This is a genomic window from Nesterenkonia maliinae, assembly GCF_051262655.1.
Lineage (GTDB): Bacteria > Actinomycetota > Actinomycetes > Actinomycetales > Micrococcaceae > Nesterenkonia.
Genome location: NZ_JBIMEY010000009.1, coordinates 81,164 through 98,702 on the forward strand (window position 1 = coordinate 81,164; position 17,539 = coordinate 98,702).

Annotated in this window: 14 protein-coding genes; 11 read left to right on the forward strand and 3 right to left on the reverse strand. The window is 67.4% G+C overall.

Annotation, left to right across the window (positions count from 1 at the left end; all coding sequences use genetic code 11):
* Positions 1-40: 40 nt before the first annotated feature.
* Together ACHAA4_RS13815 and ACHAA4_RS13820 are read right to left on the reverse strand one after the other, a co-directional pair.
* On the reverse strand, positions 41-1,174 hold the full coding sequence (locus ACHAA4_RS13815; RefSeq protein WP_435774754.1) for an L-talarate/galactarate dehydratase: 1,134 nt from the start codon (positions 1,172-1,174) through the stop codon (positions 41-43).
* 52 nt (positions 1,175-1,226) lie between these two features.
* Positions 1,227-2,234, reverse strand: coding sequence for a LacI family DNA-binding transcriptional regulator (locus ACHAA4_RS13820; protein ID WP_435774755.1), 1,008 nt, complete (start codon positions 2,232-2,234; stop codon positions 1,227-1,229).
* Positions 2,235-2,275: 41 nt separating this feature from the next.
* Here ACHAA4_RS13820 and ACHAA4_RS13825 point away from each other — a divergent pair, with 41 nt between their 5' ends.
* From ACHAA4_RS13825 to ACHAA4_RS13875, 11 genes are all read left to right on the forward strand, one after another.
* Positions 2,276-2,734 (forward strand): hypothetical protein, encoded by a 459-nt coding sequence (locus ACHAA4_RS13825; RefSeq protein WP_435774756.1) that lies wholly within the window; start codon positions 2,276-2,278, stop codon positions 2,732-2,734.
* 109 nt (positions 2,735-2,843) lie between these two features.
* Positions 2,844-3,878 (forward strand): LacI family DNA-binding transcriptional regulator, encoded by a 1,035-nt coding sequence (locus ACHAA4_RS13830; protein ID WP_435774757.1) that lies wholly within the window; start codon positions 2,844-2,846, stop codon positions 3,876-3,878.
* A 167-nt stretch (positions 3,879-4,045) separates the two neighbouring features.
* A complete protein-coding gene (locus ACHAA4_RS13835) occupies positions 4,046-5,347 on the forward strand; it encodes an ABC transporter substrate-binding protein (protein WP_435774758.1) in 1,302 nt (433 codons plus the stop codon).
* A gap of 80 nt (positions 5,348-5,427) precedes the next feature.
* Positions 5,428-6,309, forward strand: coding sequence for a carbohydrate ABC transporter permease (locus ACHAA4_RS13840; protein WP_435774759.1), 882 nt, complete (start codon positions 5,428-5,430; stop codon positions 6,307-6,309).
* A gap of 6 nt (positions 6,310-6,315) precedes the next feature.
* Entirely contained in the window at positions 6,316-7,215 is a 900-nt protein-coding gene (locus ACHAA4_RS13845; RefSeq protein WP_435774760.1) for a carbohydrate ABC transporter permease, read from the forward strand.
* Complete coding sequence (locus ACHAA4_RS13850; RefSeq protein ID WP_435774761.1) at positions 7,212-9,824, forward strand: family 78 glycoside hydrolase catalytic domain; 2,613 nt, start codon at positions 7,212-7,214, stop codon at positions 9,822-9,824. The genes ACHAA4_RS13845 and ACHAA4_RS13850 overlap by 4 nt, the downstream gene beginning before the upstream one ends.
* A gap of 166 nt (positions 9,825-9,990) precedes the next feature.
* Positions 9,991-10,359: an L-rhamnose mutarotase gene (locus tag ACHAA4_RS13855; RefSeq protein ID WP_435774762.1), complete on the forward strand. Its 369-nt coding sequence runs from the start codon at positions 9,991-9,993 to the stop codon at positions 10,357-10,359.
* 7 nt (positions 10,360-10,366) lie between these two features.
* Positions 10,367-11,527: an L-rhamnose isomerase gene (gene rhaI, locus ACHAA4_RS13860; protein ID WP_435774763.1), complete on the forward strand. Its 1,161-nt coding sequence runs from the start codon at positions 10,367-10,369 to the stop codon at positions 11,525-11,527.
* A gap of 11 nt (positions 11,528-11,538) precedes the next feature.
* A complete protein-coding gene (locus ACHAA4_RS13865; protein WP_435774764.1) occupies positions 11,539-13,572 on the forward strand; it encodes a bifunctional aldolase/short-chain dehydrogenase in 2,034 nt (677 codons plus the stop codon).
* Complete coding sequence (locus ACHAA4_RS13870; RefSeq protein WP_435774765.1) at positions 13,572-15,044, forward strand: rhamnulokinase; 1,473 nt, start codon at positions 13,572-13,574, stop codon at positions 15,042-15,044. The genes ACHAA4_RS13865 and ACHAA4_RS13870 overlap by 1 nt, the downstream gene beginning before the upstream one ends.
* Before the next feature lie 72 nt (positions 15,045-15,116).
* Positions 15,117-16,352 (forward strand): alpha-hydroxy acid oxidase, encoded by a 1,236-nt coding sequence (locus ACHAA4_RS13875; RefSeq protein ID WP_435774766.1) that lies wholly within the window; start codon positions 15,117-15,119, stop codon positions 16,350-16,352.
* 74 nt (positions 16,353-16,426) lie between these two features.
* Here the strand turns inward: ACHAA4_RS13875 and ACHAA4_RS13880 are convergent, their stop codons facing one another.
* The gene (locus tag ACHAA4_RS13880; protein ID WP_435774767.1) at positions 16,427-17,407 is read right to left on the reverse strand and encodes a sunset domain-containing protein; all 981 of its coding nucleotides are present in this window, start codon (positions 17,405-17,407) and stop codon (positions 16,427-16,429) included.
* Between the last annotated feature and the right edge of the window lie 132 nt (positions 17,408-17,539).

Below are 17,539 nucleotides of genomic sequence, written 5' to 3' on the forward strand. Positions count from 1 at the left end.
GGCCTGCTTTCGTCACCGACCAGCCTAGGGCCTGGGATCCTCAGGCGCGGCCGAACTCGGCGGTGGCGTGGGTCAGTGCCCGGGCCCGAGGACTGAGCGAGATCCCGAGTCCCGGGCGCTGCGGGACGAGCATCCGTCCGTCAGCGATCTCCAGCCGCTGCTCGAAGAGCTGGTCGAGCCAGTCAAAGTGCTCCACCCAGGGTTCGGTGGGGTAGGCCGCGGCGAGGTGCAGGTGGATCTCCATGGCGAAATGCGGTGCCAGCGCGAGGCCTGCCTGATGGGCGAGGGTGGCGAGCCGGAGAAACTGCGTGATTCCGCCGACGCGGGGGGCGTCGGGCTGCAGGATGTCGCAGGCGCGCCCGGCGATGAGCTTCTCGTGCTCTGCGACCGAGGCGAGCATCTCGCCGGTGGCGATCGGGGTGTCCAGGGCGGCGGTGAGGGTGGCGTGGCCTTCGACGTCGTAGGCGTCCAGCGGCTCCTCGATCCAGACCAGGTCGAACTCTTCGAGCCGCCGGCCCATGCGCAGGGCGGTGGCGCGGTCCCACTGCTGGTTGGCGTCGACCATCAGCGGCACATCGGGGCCGAGGTGTTCGCGGATCGCGGTGACCCGGCGGAGGTCTTCGCGGGTGTCGGGGAGTCCCACCTTGATCTTGATTCCGCCGATGCCTGCCTGAAGGGAACGGGAGGCGTTGTGCTGGATCTCCTCGATGGAGGCTTGGAGGAACCCGCCGGAGGTGTTGTAGGTGCGTACCGAGTCGCGGTGTGACCCCAGCAGCTTGGCCAGCGGCAGGCCCGCCCGGCGTGCCTTGAGGTCATACAGAGCGATGTCGATCGCCGCCAGCGCCTGGGTGGCGACTCCCGAGCGGCCCACGGAGGCGCCGGCCCAGAGCAGCTTGTCATACAGCTTCGCGATGTCGCTGGGGTCCTCGCCGACGGCCAGCTGGGCCACCTCTTTGGCGTGGGCGTACTGCGCAGGTCCTCCGGCGCGCTTGGAGTAGGAGAATCCGAGTCCCTCGAAGCCCTGTTCCGTGGTGATCTCTGCGAAGAGCATCTCCACCTCGGTCATGGGCTTCTGTCGCCCGGTGAAGACCTTGGCGTCGGAGATCGGGCCGGCCAGCGGCAGCGTGGCGGCGGAGAGGGTGATGTGCCGAATGGCGTCTGGGGCGTAGGACATGTGGTGATCGTACAAGTTGATCACTTGTTATACAAGGGTGGGCGGCGAAGCCTCAGCGGCCCAGGGTGGACTCCCGGCTGACCAGCGACGGGGTGAACACCTGGTGCTCCACCGGGGCCGCGGGGTCCTCGATCGCCGCGACCAGCAGCTCGGCAGCGCGGACCCCCATCTCCTCGGCGGGCTGCCGGACGGAGCTGATCGGCACGGTGGCCGAGGCGGCGAAGGCGATGTCGTCGTACCCGATGAGCGCAATGTCCTCAGGCACTCGGACTCCCGCGCGGGAGAGTTCCTGCAGGGCGCCGAGGGCGACCAGGTCGTTGGTGGCGAAGATGGCGTCGGGGCGCTGCGCCTCGGGAAGCTCGAGCAGGGCCCGGGTGGCCTCCCGACCGGATGCTGAGTCCATGGCCCCGGTGTCGACGAGGCGCACCTGCGCGTCGTCGAACTCTTCCGCCGCCGCCAGCGCGCCCTGGTGGCGGTGGGCCACCTGCCGGATGCGGCGGGGCCCGCCGACCACCGCGATCCGACGTCGCCCCAGTTTCAGCAGGTGATCGGTGGCCAGGCGGCCGCCGAGCACGTCATCGGTGGAGACCGAGGGGATCGCGTCGGCGCCGGCGTCGCGGTCGACGATGACCACGGCGATTCCGCGCTGCTGGATCTGGCGGAGCCGTTCGATGATGTCACCCACCGGGGTCACCAGGATCCCGGCCACGCGCTGCTCCTCGAAGAGTCGCAGCTGGGTCAGCTCGCGCTGCGAGCTCTGGCTGGAGTTTCCCAGCAGCAGCGGGCGGTGGAGCAGCTCGAGGCTGTTCTCCGCTCCACGGGCGACGTCGGCGAAGAAGGGGTTGCCGATGTCGAGCACGATCATGCCCACGGCGAGGTTCTGCTGCTGCCGGAGCTGGCGGGCGGCGTCGTTGCGCACGTAGCCGAGCTCGGCGATGGCCTCCTGGACGCGCTCCCGAGTCGCCTCGGAGACCTTGTCCGGATGATTCAGCGCATTGGAGACGGTCGCGGGGGAGACGCCGGCTCGTGCCGCCACGTCGCGTACCTGAGCCAATGCCATGCGATTCAGAATACATCGCGGGTTCAGGCATCATGAGGGCCATGGATGAACCACTTCAGCCCCCAGCTCCCGGCCGCCGAGTTCTCTTCTGCGCGGCGGGTGCCGCGCTGGGCGCGGCGCTGGTTCTGCTCGTCGCGCTGCCCGTCGACGTCATCCAGGGATTCCTCGAGGGCGGAGACCTGCTCCGCGCAGCCGGCAGCTATGCGGTGGCGATGGTCCCGGTGGCGGCGCTCGCCGGGGCGCTGGGCGGCGGCGTGGGTGCCTACTCGCGCTGGTCCACGGCCACGCGACCGCGCGGAACGGCGATGCTGGCCGGGATCACCGCCGTCGGCGTCGGAGCGATGGCCACATTCGGGCTGCTCTGGGCGCCGCTCGCCGCCTGGGCGCAGATCGGCTGGATCATCATGATCGGTGCCGGGGCCGCATTCGGATCCCGCTGGTTGGACGCCCGGCTCGCGGCTGCGGAGGCGGCAGGAACCGCTGGCGCACCCAATGCCTGAGCCGCATCACGCGATGCCGAGAAGCTTCTGATGCTGTTCCGGGCAGAGGGTCCTCGATGTCACTGGTTCCGAGCCGTTTCGCCCTGGTCCCGAACTAGACTCGACTGACATGGATCCCGAGGTGAACAAGCAGCAGCGCAGGACCGGGCCGAGCCTCACCAAGGTCGCCGAGCGCGCCGGGGTCTCGATCGGCACGGTCTCGCATGTCCTCAACCATCCTGACCGAGTACGCCCCGGTACTCGAGAGCGGGTTCAGCAGGCGATCGAAGAGCTCGGCTTCGTGCCCAACTCCAATGCCAGCAGCCTTGCGGGGCGCAAGAACCGCACCGTCGGCTTTGTCGCGATCGATATCGGCAACAGCCTGTTCGTGGACATGGCTCAAGGGGCTCAGCTCCGCGCGCAGCGCGAGGGACTCATCCTCCAGGTCGGTCACAGCGACAACGACGAGGACCTCCAGGAGCGTCACCTGGACGCGTTCAACTCAGCTCGTGTCGCGGGGATCCTCCTGGCTCCGATGCAGGATCCGCGGGCGGCCATGGCCAGAGTGCGCAAGCTCGGCACGCCCGTCGTCGTGCTCAACTACAACTGGACCGAGAACGACCACTGCTCGGTCCTCATCGACAACGAGAAGGCCGGCTATCTGGCGGTGCAGCACATGCTCAGCAGGGGGCACCGCCACCTGGCGTTCGTCGCAGGCAAAGACGAGTATCAGCCCGTGCGCGACCGGCGGGTGGGAGTGCACCGCGCGATCGCCGAGGCCGGTTCAGCCTCACTGACGGAGATCCACGTGGATGACCTCAACGCGGCAGGCGGAGTCGCCGCCGGGCGTCGCCTTCTGGAGCTCCCGGCAGATCAGCGACCAGACGGCGTCATCGCGGTGACCGACATGCTCGGCATGGCCATGATCCAACAGGTCTCCGCCGAGGGGCTGAGTGTTCCCGAGGATCTCGCGGTGATGGGCTGTGACTACAACGTGAATGCCTGGGGCGGTTCGGTTCCGCTGACCAGCGTGCGCATGCATGGCGAAAGCATGGGGGAGGCCGCCGTGGAGCTTCTGCTCGAGGAGATCCGAGGCGTGGACCATGTGCACCGACGCATCGTCCTCGATCCCTCACTTGTCGTGAGACAGAGCACCGGCGGCTGACCACAGGCGCGATCTGCCCCGGTTTTTTGTTGTTTCGAAAGACTTCAAGACCGCCCCTCTGCCGTCTTGTGTGATCTGTGTTACTGCCCTAGGATCAATCTCGACAAGAAATTGAAACGCTTCAATTTCGGTCCATTCGCAGATACTCTCACCTTCAAGGAGGAACGGTGCGTCCTACATCGACCCATCGGAACAGCCTGGCTGCCGTCGCCATCACCGGCGCCGCAGCACTCATCCTGACCAGCTGCGGCGGCGGAGGAGGTGGCGACGGCGAAGCCGGAGGCGAGTCGTCCGACTTCAGCGCGCTGATCAACACCGAGAACAACGAACTTCCCGCGGTGCTGGAGTCTCTTGCCGGGGATCAGTGCTCTGAACAGAACGAGGCGAGTGCGCTCAACGTCGAGACCGTGCCGCAGACCAACGTCGACCAGCAGCTGCAGCTGCTCTCAGGGCAGGGAGGTCTGCCCGACCTCTTCGTCGCCGGCAACGCGCCGGCCCTGACGCGCACACTCGCCGACGCCGGAGATGTCCTCGATCTCGAGGAGGCGCTCGAGGAGAACGGCGCGATCGAGAACGTCGAACCTGCTGCCATCTCCACCATCGAGGCGCTCTACGGAGGCTTCCGGACGATGCCCTTCGAGTACAACATCGAGGGAATCTGGTACAACCAGGACGTCTTCGAGGAGAACGGCATCGAGGTGCCCGAGACCTGGGAGGACCTGGTCGGAGCCGCCGAGACGCTGGACGCCGCCGGGGTCCAGCCGTTCTCTGCCTCGGGGGAGCAGGGCTGGCCGCTGACCCGCATGGTGGGCAACTACCTCTTCCGCACCATCGGCCCTGATGCGCTCGAGCGCGTCGAATCCGGAGAGGCTTCACTGACCGACCCGGAGTACGTGGAGGCGGCCGCAGCCGTTGCTGAACTCGGCGAGGCCGGCTACTTCGGCCAGGGCGTCGGCTCGATCGATATGGACACCTCGACCAACGAGTTCCTCAATGGCAATGCCGCGATGTTCTACATGGGCAGCTGGGCGCTGGGCGACTTCGCAGACGAGGAGCGCAACCAGATCGGCGAGGACGCCATCGGTTTCATGCCCTTCCCGAACGTCGAGGGCGGCGAGGGCACCAGCGATCAGATTGCCGCCAACGTCGGCCTGTCGGTGGCCGTGAATGCGAACACCTACGATGACGCCACCTCCGAGTGGATCAGCTGCATCAGCGAGAACTACGGCTCTACCGCGCTGGAAGAGGCCAACCGCGTCTCAGGATTCGTGCCCAACGAGGACGTCGAGGTGGAGCCGCTCGTCGAGACCGTGCAGGAGCGCATCGGGTCCACCGATGAGACAGTGCTCTGGTTCGAGGCGCTCTTCTCCACTGCCGCCACGACCACGAGCCAGCAGAACGCCGCGCAGCTCGTGACCGGAGCCATCACTCCCGAAGAGTTCATGGAGCTGGTCCAGAACGACCTCTGAGCTCACTTGATCTGAGCCCGGCTCGGCAGTCGCCGGGCCGGGCCCAGGTCCTGTCCACACCACCGATCGGAAGACAACTGATGCAGAAAGTCCTCGGGGATCGCCGGGCGATCCTCTTCCTCCTGGGTCCCGCGCTGCTGGTGTATTCAGCGATCATGCTCATCCCCATCCTCTGGTCCACCGGTTATACCTTCTTCGAAGGCAACGCCATCATCGGCTTTGAGTTCACCGGATTGTCGAACTTCCAGACCTTCTTCACCGATGATCGAGCGATCGACGCGCTCTGGTTCACCGTGAAGTACGCGGCGGTGGTGACGGTGGGGCAGGTCGTCGTCGGCTACGGCCTCGCGGTGCTGTATTTCTTTCACCTCAAGCGGGCCTCCGCGCTGATCCGCACGCTCTTCTTCTTCCCGATCGTGCTGCCCACGGTCGCTGTGGCGCTCCTGTTCCAGCAGCTCTTCGCCATCGCGCCCCGTCAGGGCATCGTCAACGAGTTCCTCAATGTCATCGGCATGGACTCCATCGACTGGTTCGGCAGTCCCGGGACGGCGTTCTTCGTCGTCGCGCTCATGGACATCTGGCGTTCGATGGGCTTCTACGCCGTGCTGCTGTATTCGGGCCTGATCGACATCCCCGAAGAGGTCATCGAGTCCTCACGCATCGATGGTGCCGGGGGCTGGAAGATGATCCGCTTCATGGTGATTCCGATGTCACTGCCGGTCCTGATCTCCGCGATCATCTTCAGCGTCAACGGCACACTCAAGGTCTTCGACAGCATCATCGCCCTCACTGGAGGCGGTCCGGGGACCACTACGAGCCCGCTCACGCTCTACATGTTCCAGACCTCGTTCACCAACGGTGCCTACGGGTACGGCAGCACGATCGCGCTGATGCTCTCGATCCTGTGTCTGCTCGTGACTCTCGTCATCTTCCGCTCCGTCCGTCGCGACCTCGGAAAGTAGCCTGCCATGACCACGACCACAACCCGCGCCGCGCAAGGCGCCGAGCCGAAGCGGCCCACCACCTCGCGGCCTCCGCTGAGCCTGCGTCTGAAGAAGCTCCCGCTGCAGATCACTGTGGGCATCATGCTCTTCCTGGTGATCTATCCCATGCTTTGGATGGTGCTCAGCTCGTTCAAGACCAACCGGGAGTTCCTGGAGGAGCCCGTGTGGTCCCTGCCCTCCAGCTTCTCGCTGGAGAACTACGCCGAGGCGCTCACCACAGGAAACCTCGGACAGTACGCGGTCAACAGCCTGGTCGCCGTCGTACCGGCGCTGATCCTCATCGTCATCCTCGGGGCGGCGGCCGGCTTCGCGCTGGAGGTCATGGTCTGGAAGGGACGCAACTCCGCACTGTTGCTCTTCCTGGTCGGCATCATGGTGCCTCCGCAGATGATCCTGCTGCCGCTGTTCACCGCGTACTTCCAGACCGGTCTCACCGGAACGCTCTGGCCCCTGATCCTCACCTACACGGCGATCGGGCTGCCCCTGACGACGTTCATGATGACCATGTACTTCAGGTCCGTCCCCCGCGAGGTCTTTGAGGCCTCTGTCCTGGACGGCGCCGGGATCATCAGGACCTTCTTCCTGGTCGGCCTGCCGATGGTGCGCAGCGGCGTCCTCACCGTTGCCTTGGTGCAGTTCTTCTTCTTGTGGAATGACCTGCTCATCGCGCTCACGTTCACGCAGAGCGACGATCTGCGCACGATCCAGGTGGGGCTGCTGAACTTCAGCGGCCGCTTCGGCGCCACCGACTATGGGCCGCTCTTCGCCGCGATCAGTCTCACCGTGGTGGGGACATTGGCGCTCTACCTGGTCATGAACCAAAGAATTCAAAAAGGAATGGTTGGAGGAGCGGTCAAGGGATGACGCACATCGATGGAGCGGTGAGGGTTGAGCACCACAGAGAGCCGCTGGGAATCGGAGAGCGCACGCCGCGCCTCTCCTGGAAGACCTCTGCCCAGCCCGGCTGGAGACAGCGTCGCTATGAGCTGGAGATCTGTCGGGGTCAGGAGCGCGAGATCTACGCGGTCGACTCCGCCGAGCAGGTGCTTGTGCCTTGGCCCGGACGCCCCTTGGAGTCGCGTGCGCGCGCGACGGTGCGTGTGCGAGTCTTCGGCGAGGATGGCGCGGACTCGACATGGAGTGAGGAGGCCGTCCTCGAAACCGGTCTTCTGGACGTCGCGGACTGGTCGGCGACGCCGGTCGGCGCACCCTGGTCGGAAGATCCCGACACCGATCGGCGGCCGCCGCTGCTGCGTCGGGACTTCACGCTGCGCAGCGACATCTCTTCCGCGCGGCTCTACGCCACGGCCCACGGAGTCTATGAGGCCGAGATCAACGGTGTCCGGGTGGGAGACGACATCCTGGCTCCCGGCTGGACCGTCTATGACCGCCGGCTCCGCTATCAGACCTACGACGTCACCGAACATCTGCGTGCCGGCGCCAACGCTCTGGGCGCCTGGATGGCCGACGGCTGGTATCGCGGACGCCTCGGCTTCGGCGGAGGCTACCGCAATCTCTACGGCGAGGACCTGTCTCTGCTGGCGCAGCTGGAGGTGACCTACACCGACGGGACTCGAGAGGTCATCGGCACCGACGAGCGATGGACCGCCTGCTTCGGACCGATCCGCTTCACCGGCCTCTACGAGGGCGAGACCTACGTGGCCGCCGACGAACAGCCCGGGTGGTCATCTCCTGGGTTCGACGACTCCACCTGGAGTCCAGTTCGGCTGGGCCAGCGCGACCCGGCGACGCTCGTGGCCCCACAGGGTGATCCGATCAGGTGCACCGAGGAGCGCACTCCCGAGACCGTGACGCGCCTGTCGAACGGGCGCCATCTGCTGGACTTCGGCCAGAACCTGGTGGGCCGACTCCGGCTTCGAGTCGAGGCGCCGGCAGGGGCCACGATCACGATGCGGCACTCCGAAGTGCTCCAGCATGGGACGCTCGCTCTGCGTCCGCTGCGGCAGGCATCCGCCACAGACACCCTGGTCCTCGATGGAGGTCCCGCGCGTGAATGGGAGCCGAGGTTCACCTATCACGGGTTCCGCTACGCCGAGATCGAAGGGTGGCCGGGGGAGCTCGACGCGGGAGCCGACTCGCCCGTCGTCGCTCGGGTCTATCACACCGATATGCAGCGCACGGGATGGTTCGAGTCCTCCAACCCCCTGTTGAACCAGCTTCACGAGAACGTCCGCTGGAGCATGCGCGGGAACTTTGTCGACGTGCCCACCGACTGCCCGCAGCGGGACGAGCGGCTGGGGTGGACCGGAGACATCCAGGTCTTCGCGCCCACGGCCTCGTTCCTCTATGACTGCGCCGGAATGCTGAGCTCCTGGCTGAGCGATCTCGCCGAAGAGCAGCTTCAGGACGGCACCGTGCCGTGGTACGTCCCCGTCATCCCGGGCGGCGAGCAGTGGACCCCAATTCAGCCCGGGGCGGCCTGGGGCGATGCCGCCGTGCTGGTGCCCTGGACGCTCTACGAACGATTCGGGGACCTCGGCATCCTGGAGCAGCAGTACCCCAGCGCCAAGGCCTGGGTCGATCTCCTCGACAGGCTCTCCGGAGAAAGCCACCTGTGGAACTCGGGCAAACAGCTGGGGGACTGGTTGGATCCTGACGCACCGCCCACGGATCCTGCCGCGGGCAAGACGGAGTCCGCCCTGGTGGCAACCGCCTATTTCGCCTGGTCCACAAGGACGCTGGCGCGCACCGCCGAAGCGTTGGAGCGCCACGAGGATGCCGAGCGCTACTCGGCGCTCGCGGATGAGATCGTGCAGGCGTTCGTGACCGAGCACGTCCAGGAATCCGGGGCGATGACCTCGGATTCGCAGACCGCGTACGCGCTCGCGATCGTCTTTGATCTGCTGCCCGCCGAGCTGCGCGACCAGGCCGGTGACCGGTTGGCGGCCCTCGTGCGCGGCAGCGGCAACCGGATCTCCACCGGATTCGTGGGAACCCCGATCGTCGCTGATGCGCTCACCGCCACCGGACACCTCGAGACCGCCTATGGACTGCTGCTGGAAGAGGAATGTCCATCCTGGCTCTACACCGTGAAGCAGGGCGGGACCACCATCTGGGAGCGCTGGGACTCGATGCTGCCCGATGGAAGCGTCAACTCCGGTGAGATGACCTCCTTCAACCACTACGCGCTGGGTTCGGTGGCTGACTGGATGCACCGGGTCATCGCCGGGCTCTCTCCGCTGGCGCCCGGCTACCGCGAAGTGCTCGTCGCGCCGCGCCCGGGGGGTGGGCTGACCCATGCCGCTGCCGTGCACGCAACCGCCTACGGAGACATCTCGCTTCGGTGGACGCTGCGGGATGCGACCCTCGCCGTGGAGCTGGTGGTCCCCACCGGGGTGACGGCAGTGGTGGACATCCCCGGTGTCGAACCGCAGACGCTGGGCTCCGGTGAGCACCGGCTGAGCGTCCGACGGGACGAGACCCCGAGTGTGGACGCGCTGCTCGAGGTCTGAGGCCAGCCGAGGTGTGTCCTCCCGTGATTCGGGGCCACACCTCGGTCCGGGCTTTCAGCTCCGGGGCGACGATTGACACTTTGTGACGAGAGTCATACCATCATACGTAGTGATTGAAACGATTTAATACTCCCGCGATGCTGGCCGATCGGCCGAGAGGAATCCCGTGCAACGAGTCTGTTTCCAGCTCCAGGTCAAGCCCGAGCGCCTGGAGGAATACACCGCCCGGCACCGGTCCGTCTGGCCCGAGATGCTGCAGGCGCTGAAGCGCTCGGGGTGGCACAACTACTCGCTGTTCCTGCGCGAGGACGGGCTGCTTATCGGCTACGTGGAGGTCGAGTCCCTCGCCGTCGCGCAGGCCGCGATGGACGCCGAAGACATCAACGCCGCCTGGCAGGAGCAGATGGGTGAATTCTTCGTCGATCTCGAGGGGGCACGGCCGGACACCGGCTTCCTCGAGCTCCAGGAGGTCTTCCACCTGGAGGACCAGCTGGCCACCGTCGAGCCGTCCACCACCCAGACCCCGCAGAACTAGAGGAACCATGCCTACTTTCGAGCAGATCTCCCACCAGCTGGACCACCAGGCCATCGAGGTCCCCTCCTGGGCCTACGGCAACTCCGGGACCCGCTTCAAGGTCTTCGGCTCCGCCGGAACCCCGCGCACCGTTCAGGAGAAGATCGCCGACGCCGCGGCGGTGCACCGGTTCACCGGCCTGGCGCCGAAGGTCGCGCTGCACATCCCCTGGGACAAGGTCGAGGACTACGCCGGACTCACCGCCTATGCCGCCGAGCAGGGCGTGCAGATCGGCACCATCAACTCCAACACCTTCCAGGACGACGACTATAAGCTCGGCGGTCTCACCCACCACGACCCGGCCATCCGGCGCAAAGCCATCGATCACCACCTCGAATGCCTGCAGATCATGGACGCCACCGGCTCTCAGGACCTGAAGATCTGGCTCGCCGACGGTTCGAACTACCCCGGGCAGGCCGATATGCGCTCCCGCCAGGACCGACTCGCCGAGTCCCTGGCCACGATCTACGCCGAGCTCAAGGACGATCAGCGCCTGGTGCTGGAGTACAAGATCTTCGAGCCGGCCTTCTATCACACCGATGTCCCCGACTGGGGCACTGCGCTGGTGCAGGTGCAGGCGCTGGGTGAGAAGGCGATGGTCTGCCTGGACACCGGGCACCACGCGCCGAGCACCAACGTCGAGTTCATCGTGGCGCAGCTGCTGCGGCTCGGACGGCTCGGCTCCTTCGACTTCAACTCCCGGTTCTACGCCGACGACGACCTCATCGTGGGCTCGGCCGATCCGTTCCAGCTCTTCCGGATCATGTTCGAGGTCGTGCGCGGCGGAGGCTACGCCGCCGACTCGGGCGTCGCCTTCATGCTGGACCAGTGCCACAACGTGGAGAAGAAGATCCCCGGCCAGATCCGCAGCGTGCTCAACGTCCAGGAGATGACCGCCCGCGCGCTGATGGTCGACACCGAGGCGCTCGCCGCCGCCCAGCAGGCCGGTGACGTGCTCGGCGCCCACGAGGTCTTCATGGACGCCTTCTACACCGACGTGCGACCTGATCTGGCCGCCTGGCGCGAGTCCCGCGGACTCCCGGCGTCGCCGATGCGCGCCTACGCCGAATCCGGCTACCAAGAGACGATCGAGGCCGACCGCGTCGGCGGAACCCAGCTCAGCTGGTGAAGGAGACCCCCATGAACCCCACGGTCAACGACCTGATCACCCGGTCCAACAGCCTCGGCGCGGACCCGAAGAACACCAACTACGCCGGCGGCAACACCTCCGCCAAGGGCACCGAGAAGGACCCCGTCACCGGGGAAGAGGTCGAGCTGCTCTGGGTCAAGGGCTCCGGCGGCGATCTCGGGACCCTGAAGGAGACCGGCCTCGCAACCCTGCGGCTGGACCGGATGCGTGCGTTGAAGAACGTCTACCCGGGAGTCGAGCGCGAGGATGAGATGGTCGCCGCCTTCGACTACTGCCTGCACGGCAAGGGCGGGGCCGCTCCGAGCATCGACACCGCCATGCACGGACTGGTCGAGGCCGCCCACGTGGACCACCTGCACCCGGACTCCGGCATCGCGATCGCCACCGCCGCGGAGGGCCCTGAGCTGACCACCAGGATCTTCGGCGAAAAGGTCGTCTGGGTGCCGTGGCGCCGCCCCGGCTTCCAGCTCGGCCTGGACATCGCCGAGATCAAGGAGGCGAACCCGCAGGCCATCGGCTGCATCCTCGGCGGCCACGGCATCACCGCCTGGGGCGAGACCTCCGAGGAGTCCCAGCAGAACTCGCTGTGGATCATCGACACCGCCGCCGACTACATCGCGCAGCACTCCCGCGCCGAGCCCTTCGGCCCGGCCCTCGAGGGCTACGCGGCGCTGCCCGCGACCGAGCGCCGGGCCAAGGCCGCCGCGCTGATCCCGACCATCCGGTCCATCGCCAGCGCGGACAAGCCCCAGGTCGGGCACTTCACCGACGACGACGCCGTGCTGGAGTTCCTCGGCCACGCCGAGCACCCCCGGCTCGCCGAGATGGGCACCTCGTGTCCGGACCATTTCCTGCGCACCAAGGTCAAGCCGCTGGTGCTCGACCTTCCCGCCGACGCCACCGTCGAGGACTCGATCTCCCGGCTGCGCGAGCTGCATGAGGCCTACCGCCGGGACTACCAGGCCTACTACGACCGTCACGCCACCGCCGACAGCCCGGCCCTTCGCGGCGCCGACCCGGCCATCGTGCTGATTCCCGGCGTCGGGATGTTCAGCTTCGGCAAGGACAAGCAGACCGCCCGGGTCGCCGGAGAGTTCTACCTCAACGCGATCAACGTGATGCGCGGCGCCGAGGGCCTCTCCACCTACGCCCCGATCGATGAGGCGGAGAAGTTCCGCATCGAGTACTGGGCGCTGGAGGAGGCCAAGCTGCAGCGCATGCCGGCGCCGAAACCGCTGGCCACCCGGATCGCCCTGGTCACCGGGGCCGCCTCGGGCATCGGCAAGGCCATCGCGGAGCGGCTCGCCGAGGAGGGCGCCGTCGTCGCCATCGCGGACCTGAACCTTGCCAAGGCGCAGGAGGCCGCAGCGGAGATCGGCGGAGAAGACAAGGCCGTGGGCATCGCCGTGGACGTCTCCGACGAGGACGCCGTGGCCAAGGCCATCGACGAGACCCTGCTGGCCTTCGGCGGCCTGGACATCGTGATCAACAACGCCGGGCTCAGCCTGTCGAAGTCGCTGCTGGAGACCACCGCCAAGGACTGGGACCTCCAGCACAACGTGATGGCCAAGGGCTCCTTCCTGGTCTCCAAGGCCGCCGCCCGGGTGCTCATCGACCAGGGCCTCGGCGGAGACGTCATCTACATCTCCTCGAAGAACAGCGTCTTCGCGGGGCCGAACAACATCGCCTACTCCGCGACCAAGGCCGACCAGGCCCACCAGGTGCGGCTGCTCGCCGCCGAGCTCGGCGCCCACCAGATCCGGGTCAACGGGATCAACCCCGACGGGGTCGTCCAGGGCTCGGGCATCTTCGCCTCCGGCTGGGGCGCCAACCGCGCGGCCACCTACGGCATCGACGAGAAGGACCTGGGCGCGTTCTACGCCCAGCGCACGATCCTCAAGCGCGAGGTGCTGCCCCGCAATGTGGCCAACGCGGTGTTCGCCCTGGTCGGACCCGAGCTCTCGCACACCACCGGACTGCACGTGCCCGTCGACGCCGGCGTGGCCGCCGCGTTCCTGCGCTGATGACCCAGACGACGAGCACGGGAACGCGGAGAACCGCAGCGCCGAGGACGACGACGCATGCCGCCGTCGACCTCGGCGCCTCCTCCGGGCGCGTGGTGCTCGGCCGGGTCGGGCCGGACACGCTCGAGTTCCACGAGGCCGCGCGCTTCTCCAACGGCGTGGTCCCCATGCCCGACGGGCTGCACTGGAACCTCGTGGGACTCTATGAACAGGCCCTCGCCGGGCTCGGCGCCGCAGTGCGCGAGACCGACGGCGAGCTGGCCTCGGTGGCGATCGACTCCTGGGCGGTGGACTACGGTCTGCTCACCGGCGCCGATCCGCACCGGATGCAGCTGCTGGGCACCCCGTTCCACTACCGGGACGAACGCACCGCGGCCGGCGTGGAGAAGGTCCACGGGAGAGTCCCCTTCGAGGAGCTCTACCGGCGGAACGGCCTGCAGTTCCTGGCCTTCAACACGCTCTATCAGCTGGCCCAGGAGGGCCTGGCCCCGCATGCAGATCGGCTGCTGCTGGTGCCCGACCTCCTGGGCTACTGGCTCACCGGCGAGCAGCTCACCGAGGTCACCAACGCCTCGACCACCGGTCTGCTCGACGTGCGCACCAAGGCCTGGGACACCGAGCTGATCTCCACGCTCGGCCTGGACCAGGACCTCTTCGCCCCGGTGGCCGCCCCGGGCGCCACGCTGGGCCGCACCCGGTCCGAGCTGGCCCCGCTGCTGGGCGGGCACCGGCTGCCGGTCACCCTGGTCGGCTCACACGACACCGCCAGCGCGATCGTGGGCACCCCGCTCTCCACCCCCGATGCCGCCTACATCTCCTGCGGCACCTGGGGGCTCGTCGGGCTGGAGCTCGAGACCCCGGTGGTCACCGACGCCTCCCGCGCGGCGAACTTCACCAACGAGGGCGGAGTCGACGGGCGCACCCGGTTCCTCACCAACGTCATGGGTACCTGGCTGCTCTCCGAGACGCTGCGCACCTGGGAGCGCGAAGAGGGCCGCGCGCAGGACCTGGTCGGGCTGCTCGACGCCGCGGCCCAGGTGAGCCCGGCCGTCGTCGTCTTCGATGTCCAGGATGAGCGGTTCGTGGCACCCGGGGACATGCCGGCGCGGATCGCGCAGCTCTGCGCCGAGCAGGACGCCCCGATCCCTGCGGGCAAGGCGGAGCTGGTGCGCAGCATCGTGGAGTCCATCGCTCATGGGTTCGCCGCGGCGCTGCGGACCGCCGGTGAGCTGGCTGATCGGCGGGTCGACGTGGTCCATATGGTCGGTGGAGGGTCGCTGAACGCGCTGCTCTGCCAGGCCACCGCTGATCGCAGCGGATATCCTGTGGTGGCCGGGCCCGTGGAGGCCACCGCCATCGGAAACCTGCTCATCCAGGCGCGCACCGCAGGGACGCTCTCGGGCAGCCTCGAGGACCTGCGCGAGCTGATCCGCCGCACGCATTCCCCCATCACGTACCGTCCACAGTCCTGAATTTCTGCAGTTCTGAAATTGCACAGTTCTGAAATTCCCCAGTCGAAGAAGTCACCGGTCTAGGAGCATCACATGGTTCAGCGTCAACTGCCCAAGCCGCGCGACATCGCGCCGCTGATGAAGTTCAAGAAGTTCGACTTCAACGCCTCCCGCCGCCGGCTCTCCTCGGCGCTGACCATCGAGGACCTGCACAAGATCGCCAAGCGGCGCACCCCGAAGGCCGCGTTCGACTACACCGACGGCGCCGCAGAGGGCGAATTCTCGCTGACCCGCGCCCGGGAGGCGTTCCAGGACATCGAGTTCAACCCCTCGATCCTGCGCGACGTCTCCGAGGTCGACACCTCGTGCGAGATCTTCGGCGGACGCTCCGCGCTTCCCTTCGGGATCGCCCCGACCGGGTTCACCCGGCTGATGCAGACCGAGGGCGAGATCGCCGGGGCCACCGCGGCCGGGGCGGCCGGAATCCCGTTCACCCTCTCCACGCTGGGCACCACGTCCATCGAAGCGGTCAAGGAGGCGAATCCGCACGGGCGCAACTGGTTCCAGCTCTACGTGATGAAGGACCGCGAGATCTCCTATGCGCTGACCGAGCGGGCCGGCAAGGCCGGGTTCGACACCCTCTTCTTCACCGTGGACACCCCGGTGGCCGGGGCCCGGCTGCGGGACAAGCGCAACGGGTTCTCGATCCCGCCGCAGCTGAGCCTGGGCACCGTGGTCAACGCGATCCCGCGGCCCTGGTGGTGGTATGACTTCCTGACCACCCCACCGCTGGAGTTCGCCTCGCTGTCCTCGACCGGGGGCACCGTGGGGGAGCTGCTGGACAAGGCGATGGATCCCTCGATCAGCTTCGATGACCTGAAGATCATCCGTGACCTCTTCCCGGGCAAGCTCGTGGTCAAGGGCGTGCAGAACGTCGAGGACGCGAAGAAGCTCGCCAGCCTCGGGGTGGACGGGATCGTGCTCTCCAATCACGGAGGCCGGCAGCTGGACCGAGCGCCGGTGCCGTTCCATCTGCTGCCCGAGGTGGTGCGCGAGGTCGGTGAGGACCTTGAGGTCACCATCGACACCGGAATCATGAACGGCGCGGACATCGTGGCCTCGATGGCACTGGGCGCGAAGTTCACCCTGATCGGGCGGGCCTATCTCTACGGCCTGATGGCCGGAGGCCGGGCCGGGGTGGACCGCACCATCGAGATCCTGGCGGATCAGGTCGAGCGCACGATGAAGCTCCTGGAGGTTCCGAACCTCGCGGAGCTCGAGCCCAAGCACGTGACCCAGCTGGAACGCCTGGTCCCCCGCGCCCGCTGACGTTCTTCCTGGGCGGTTGCGGTATCCGGCGGTGACGTTCCGACCGGATACCGCAACCACCCAGGAGGGGTGGGTCAGCGCTTGGACGCGCGGTACCCGGCGCTCCTGGCGGCCGACGTCGTCGCGAAGCACTCCTCGGGCTTGGTCCGGGAGTAGAACACTCCGCTGGGCACGTGGTAGATCCCGGAGTCCGCGTTGCCCTTGACCGGGTAGCCCTTCGGGCAGTTGAAGGTCGAGGACGTGATCGTCACCCGGGTCGGCTTCTTCACCGGTGCGGGCGACTTCACCGCCGCGGTCGACGCCGAGGTGCGGGTCAGCGTGGTGTGCCCGGACTTCTTTCCGGTCACCACCACCGAGATCCGCTTGCCCTTATGCGCAGTGGCGACCTTGTAGGTGCGGCTGGTCGCCCCCTTGATCGAGGTCCCGTTGGCGCGCCACTGGTAGGAGAACGACGTCGCCCAGGTCCAGGTCCCGACGCTGGCCGAGAGGGTCTTTCCGGTCGTCGCCGAGCCGCTGATCTTCGGGGTGGAGGATCGCGCCACCTTCAGCGTGGCCGCCGAGGTCTTCGACGCCGTGGCGTAGCCCGTGCGCTTCCCGGTGACCTGCACCGTGATCCGCTTGCCCTGCTGCGTTGTGGTCGGGGTGAAGGTGCTGCGGTACCCGCCGCTGATCGCCTTGCCGTCGGCATGCCAGCGGTAGCTCAGCGAGGTCCCGCTGGTCCAGGTGCCCGGCTTCGCGGTGAGCTTCGCGCCCACGGCGGCGGCGCCGGAGATCTTCGGGGTGGGGGCGCGAAGCGTCTTCGCCGTGGAGCGGCTCGTGGTCACCGCGACGCCGGGTGACGCGGAGGATCCGACGGAGACCGTGGACGACGCCGGAGCGCTCGCCAGCTGGACCGCTGCCGGTGCAGAGGTTCTCGGCGCGGGGGCGCTGAACACGGAGTGGCTGAGCGGCGTCGTCGGCTCTGGTGGTGGGGCGGAGGCGCCGAGCAGAGCGGCGGCCAGAACGGTGGTGGTCAGGACCGAGGTGATGGTCCGCCAATGCAGGGAGTTCCCCATGGCATTCGTCTCCAGTGTGAGGCGCCCACTGCGCGGGACGGGGCGGCACCAGGATCCACTCCTGAACAGAGTGATCATATAGTCAGACAAGCGAATCTCCCCCGATCCAGACCGCAACTTTTCCTGGGCAGT

Bases quoted from the DNA above. Each gene is read 5' to 3' on its own strand.
- ACHAA4_RS13815 (WP_435774754.1), bottom strand. From the start codon at position 1,174: ATGTCCTACGCCCCAGACGCCATTCGGCACATCACCCTCTCCGCCGCC.
- ACHAA4_RS13820 (WP_435774755.1), bottom strand. From the start codon at position 2,234: ATGGCATTGGCTCAGGTACGCGACGTGGCGGCACGAGCCGGCGTCTCC.
- ACHAA4_RS13825 (WP_435774756.1), top strand. From the start codon at position 2,276: ATGGATGAACCACTTCAGCCCCCAGCTCCCGGCCGCCGAGTTCTCTTC.
- ACHAA4_RS13830 (WP_435774757.1), top strand. From the start codon at position 2,844: ATGGATCCCGAGGTGAACAAGCAGCAGCGCAGGACCGGGCCGAGCCTC.
- ACHAA4_RS13840 (WP_435774759.1), top strand. From the start codon at position 5,428: ATGCAGAAAGTCCTCGGGGATCGCCGGGCGATCCTCTTCCTCCTGGGT.
- ACHAA4_RS13845 (WP_435774760.1), top strand. From the start codon at position 6,316: ATGACCACGACCACAACCCGCGCCGCGCAAGGCGCCGAGCCGAAGCGG.
- ACHAA4_RS13850 (WP_435774761.1), top strand. From the start codon at position 7,212: ATGACGCACATCGATGGAGCGGTGAGGGTTGAGCACCACAGAGAGCCG.
- rhaI (WP_435774763.1), top strand. From the start codon at position 10,367: ATGCCTACTTTCGAGCAGATCTCCCACCAGCTGGACCACCAGGCCATC.
- ACHAA4_RS13865 (WP_435774764.1), top strand. From the start codon at position 11,539: ATGAACCCCACGGTCAACGACCTGATCACCCGGTCCAACAGCCTCGGC.
- ACHAA4_RS13870 (WP_435774765.1), top strand. From the start codon at position 13,572: ATGACCCAGACGACGAGCACGGGAACGCGGAGAACCGCAGCGCCGAGG.
- ACHAA4_RS13875 (WP_435774766.1), top strand. From the start codon at position 15,117: ATGGTTCAGCGTCAACTGCCCAAGCCGCGCGACATCGCGCCGCTGATG.
- ACHAA4_RS13880 (WP_435774767.1), bottom strand. From the start codon at position 17,407: ATGGGGAACTCCCTGCATTGGCGGACCATCACCTCGGTCCTGACCACC.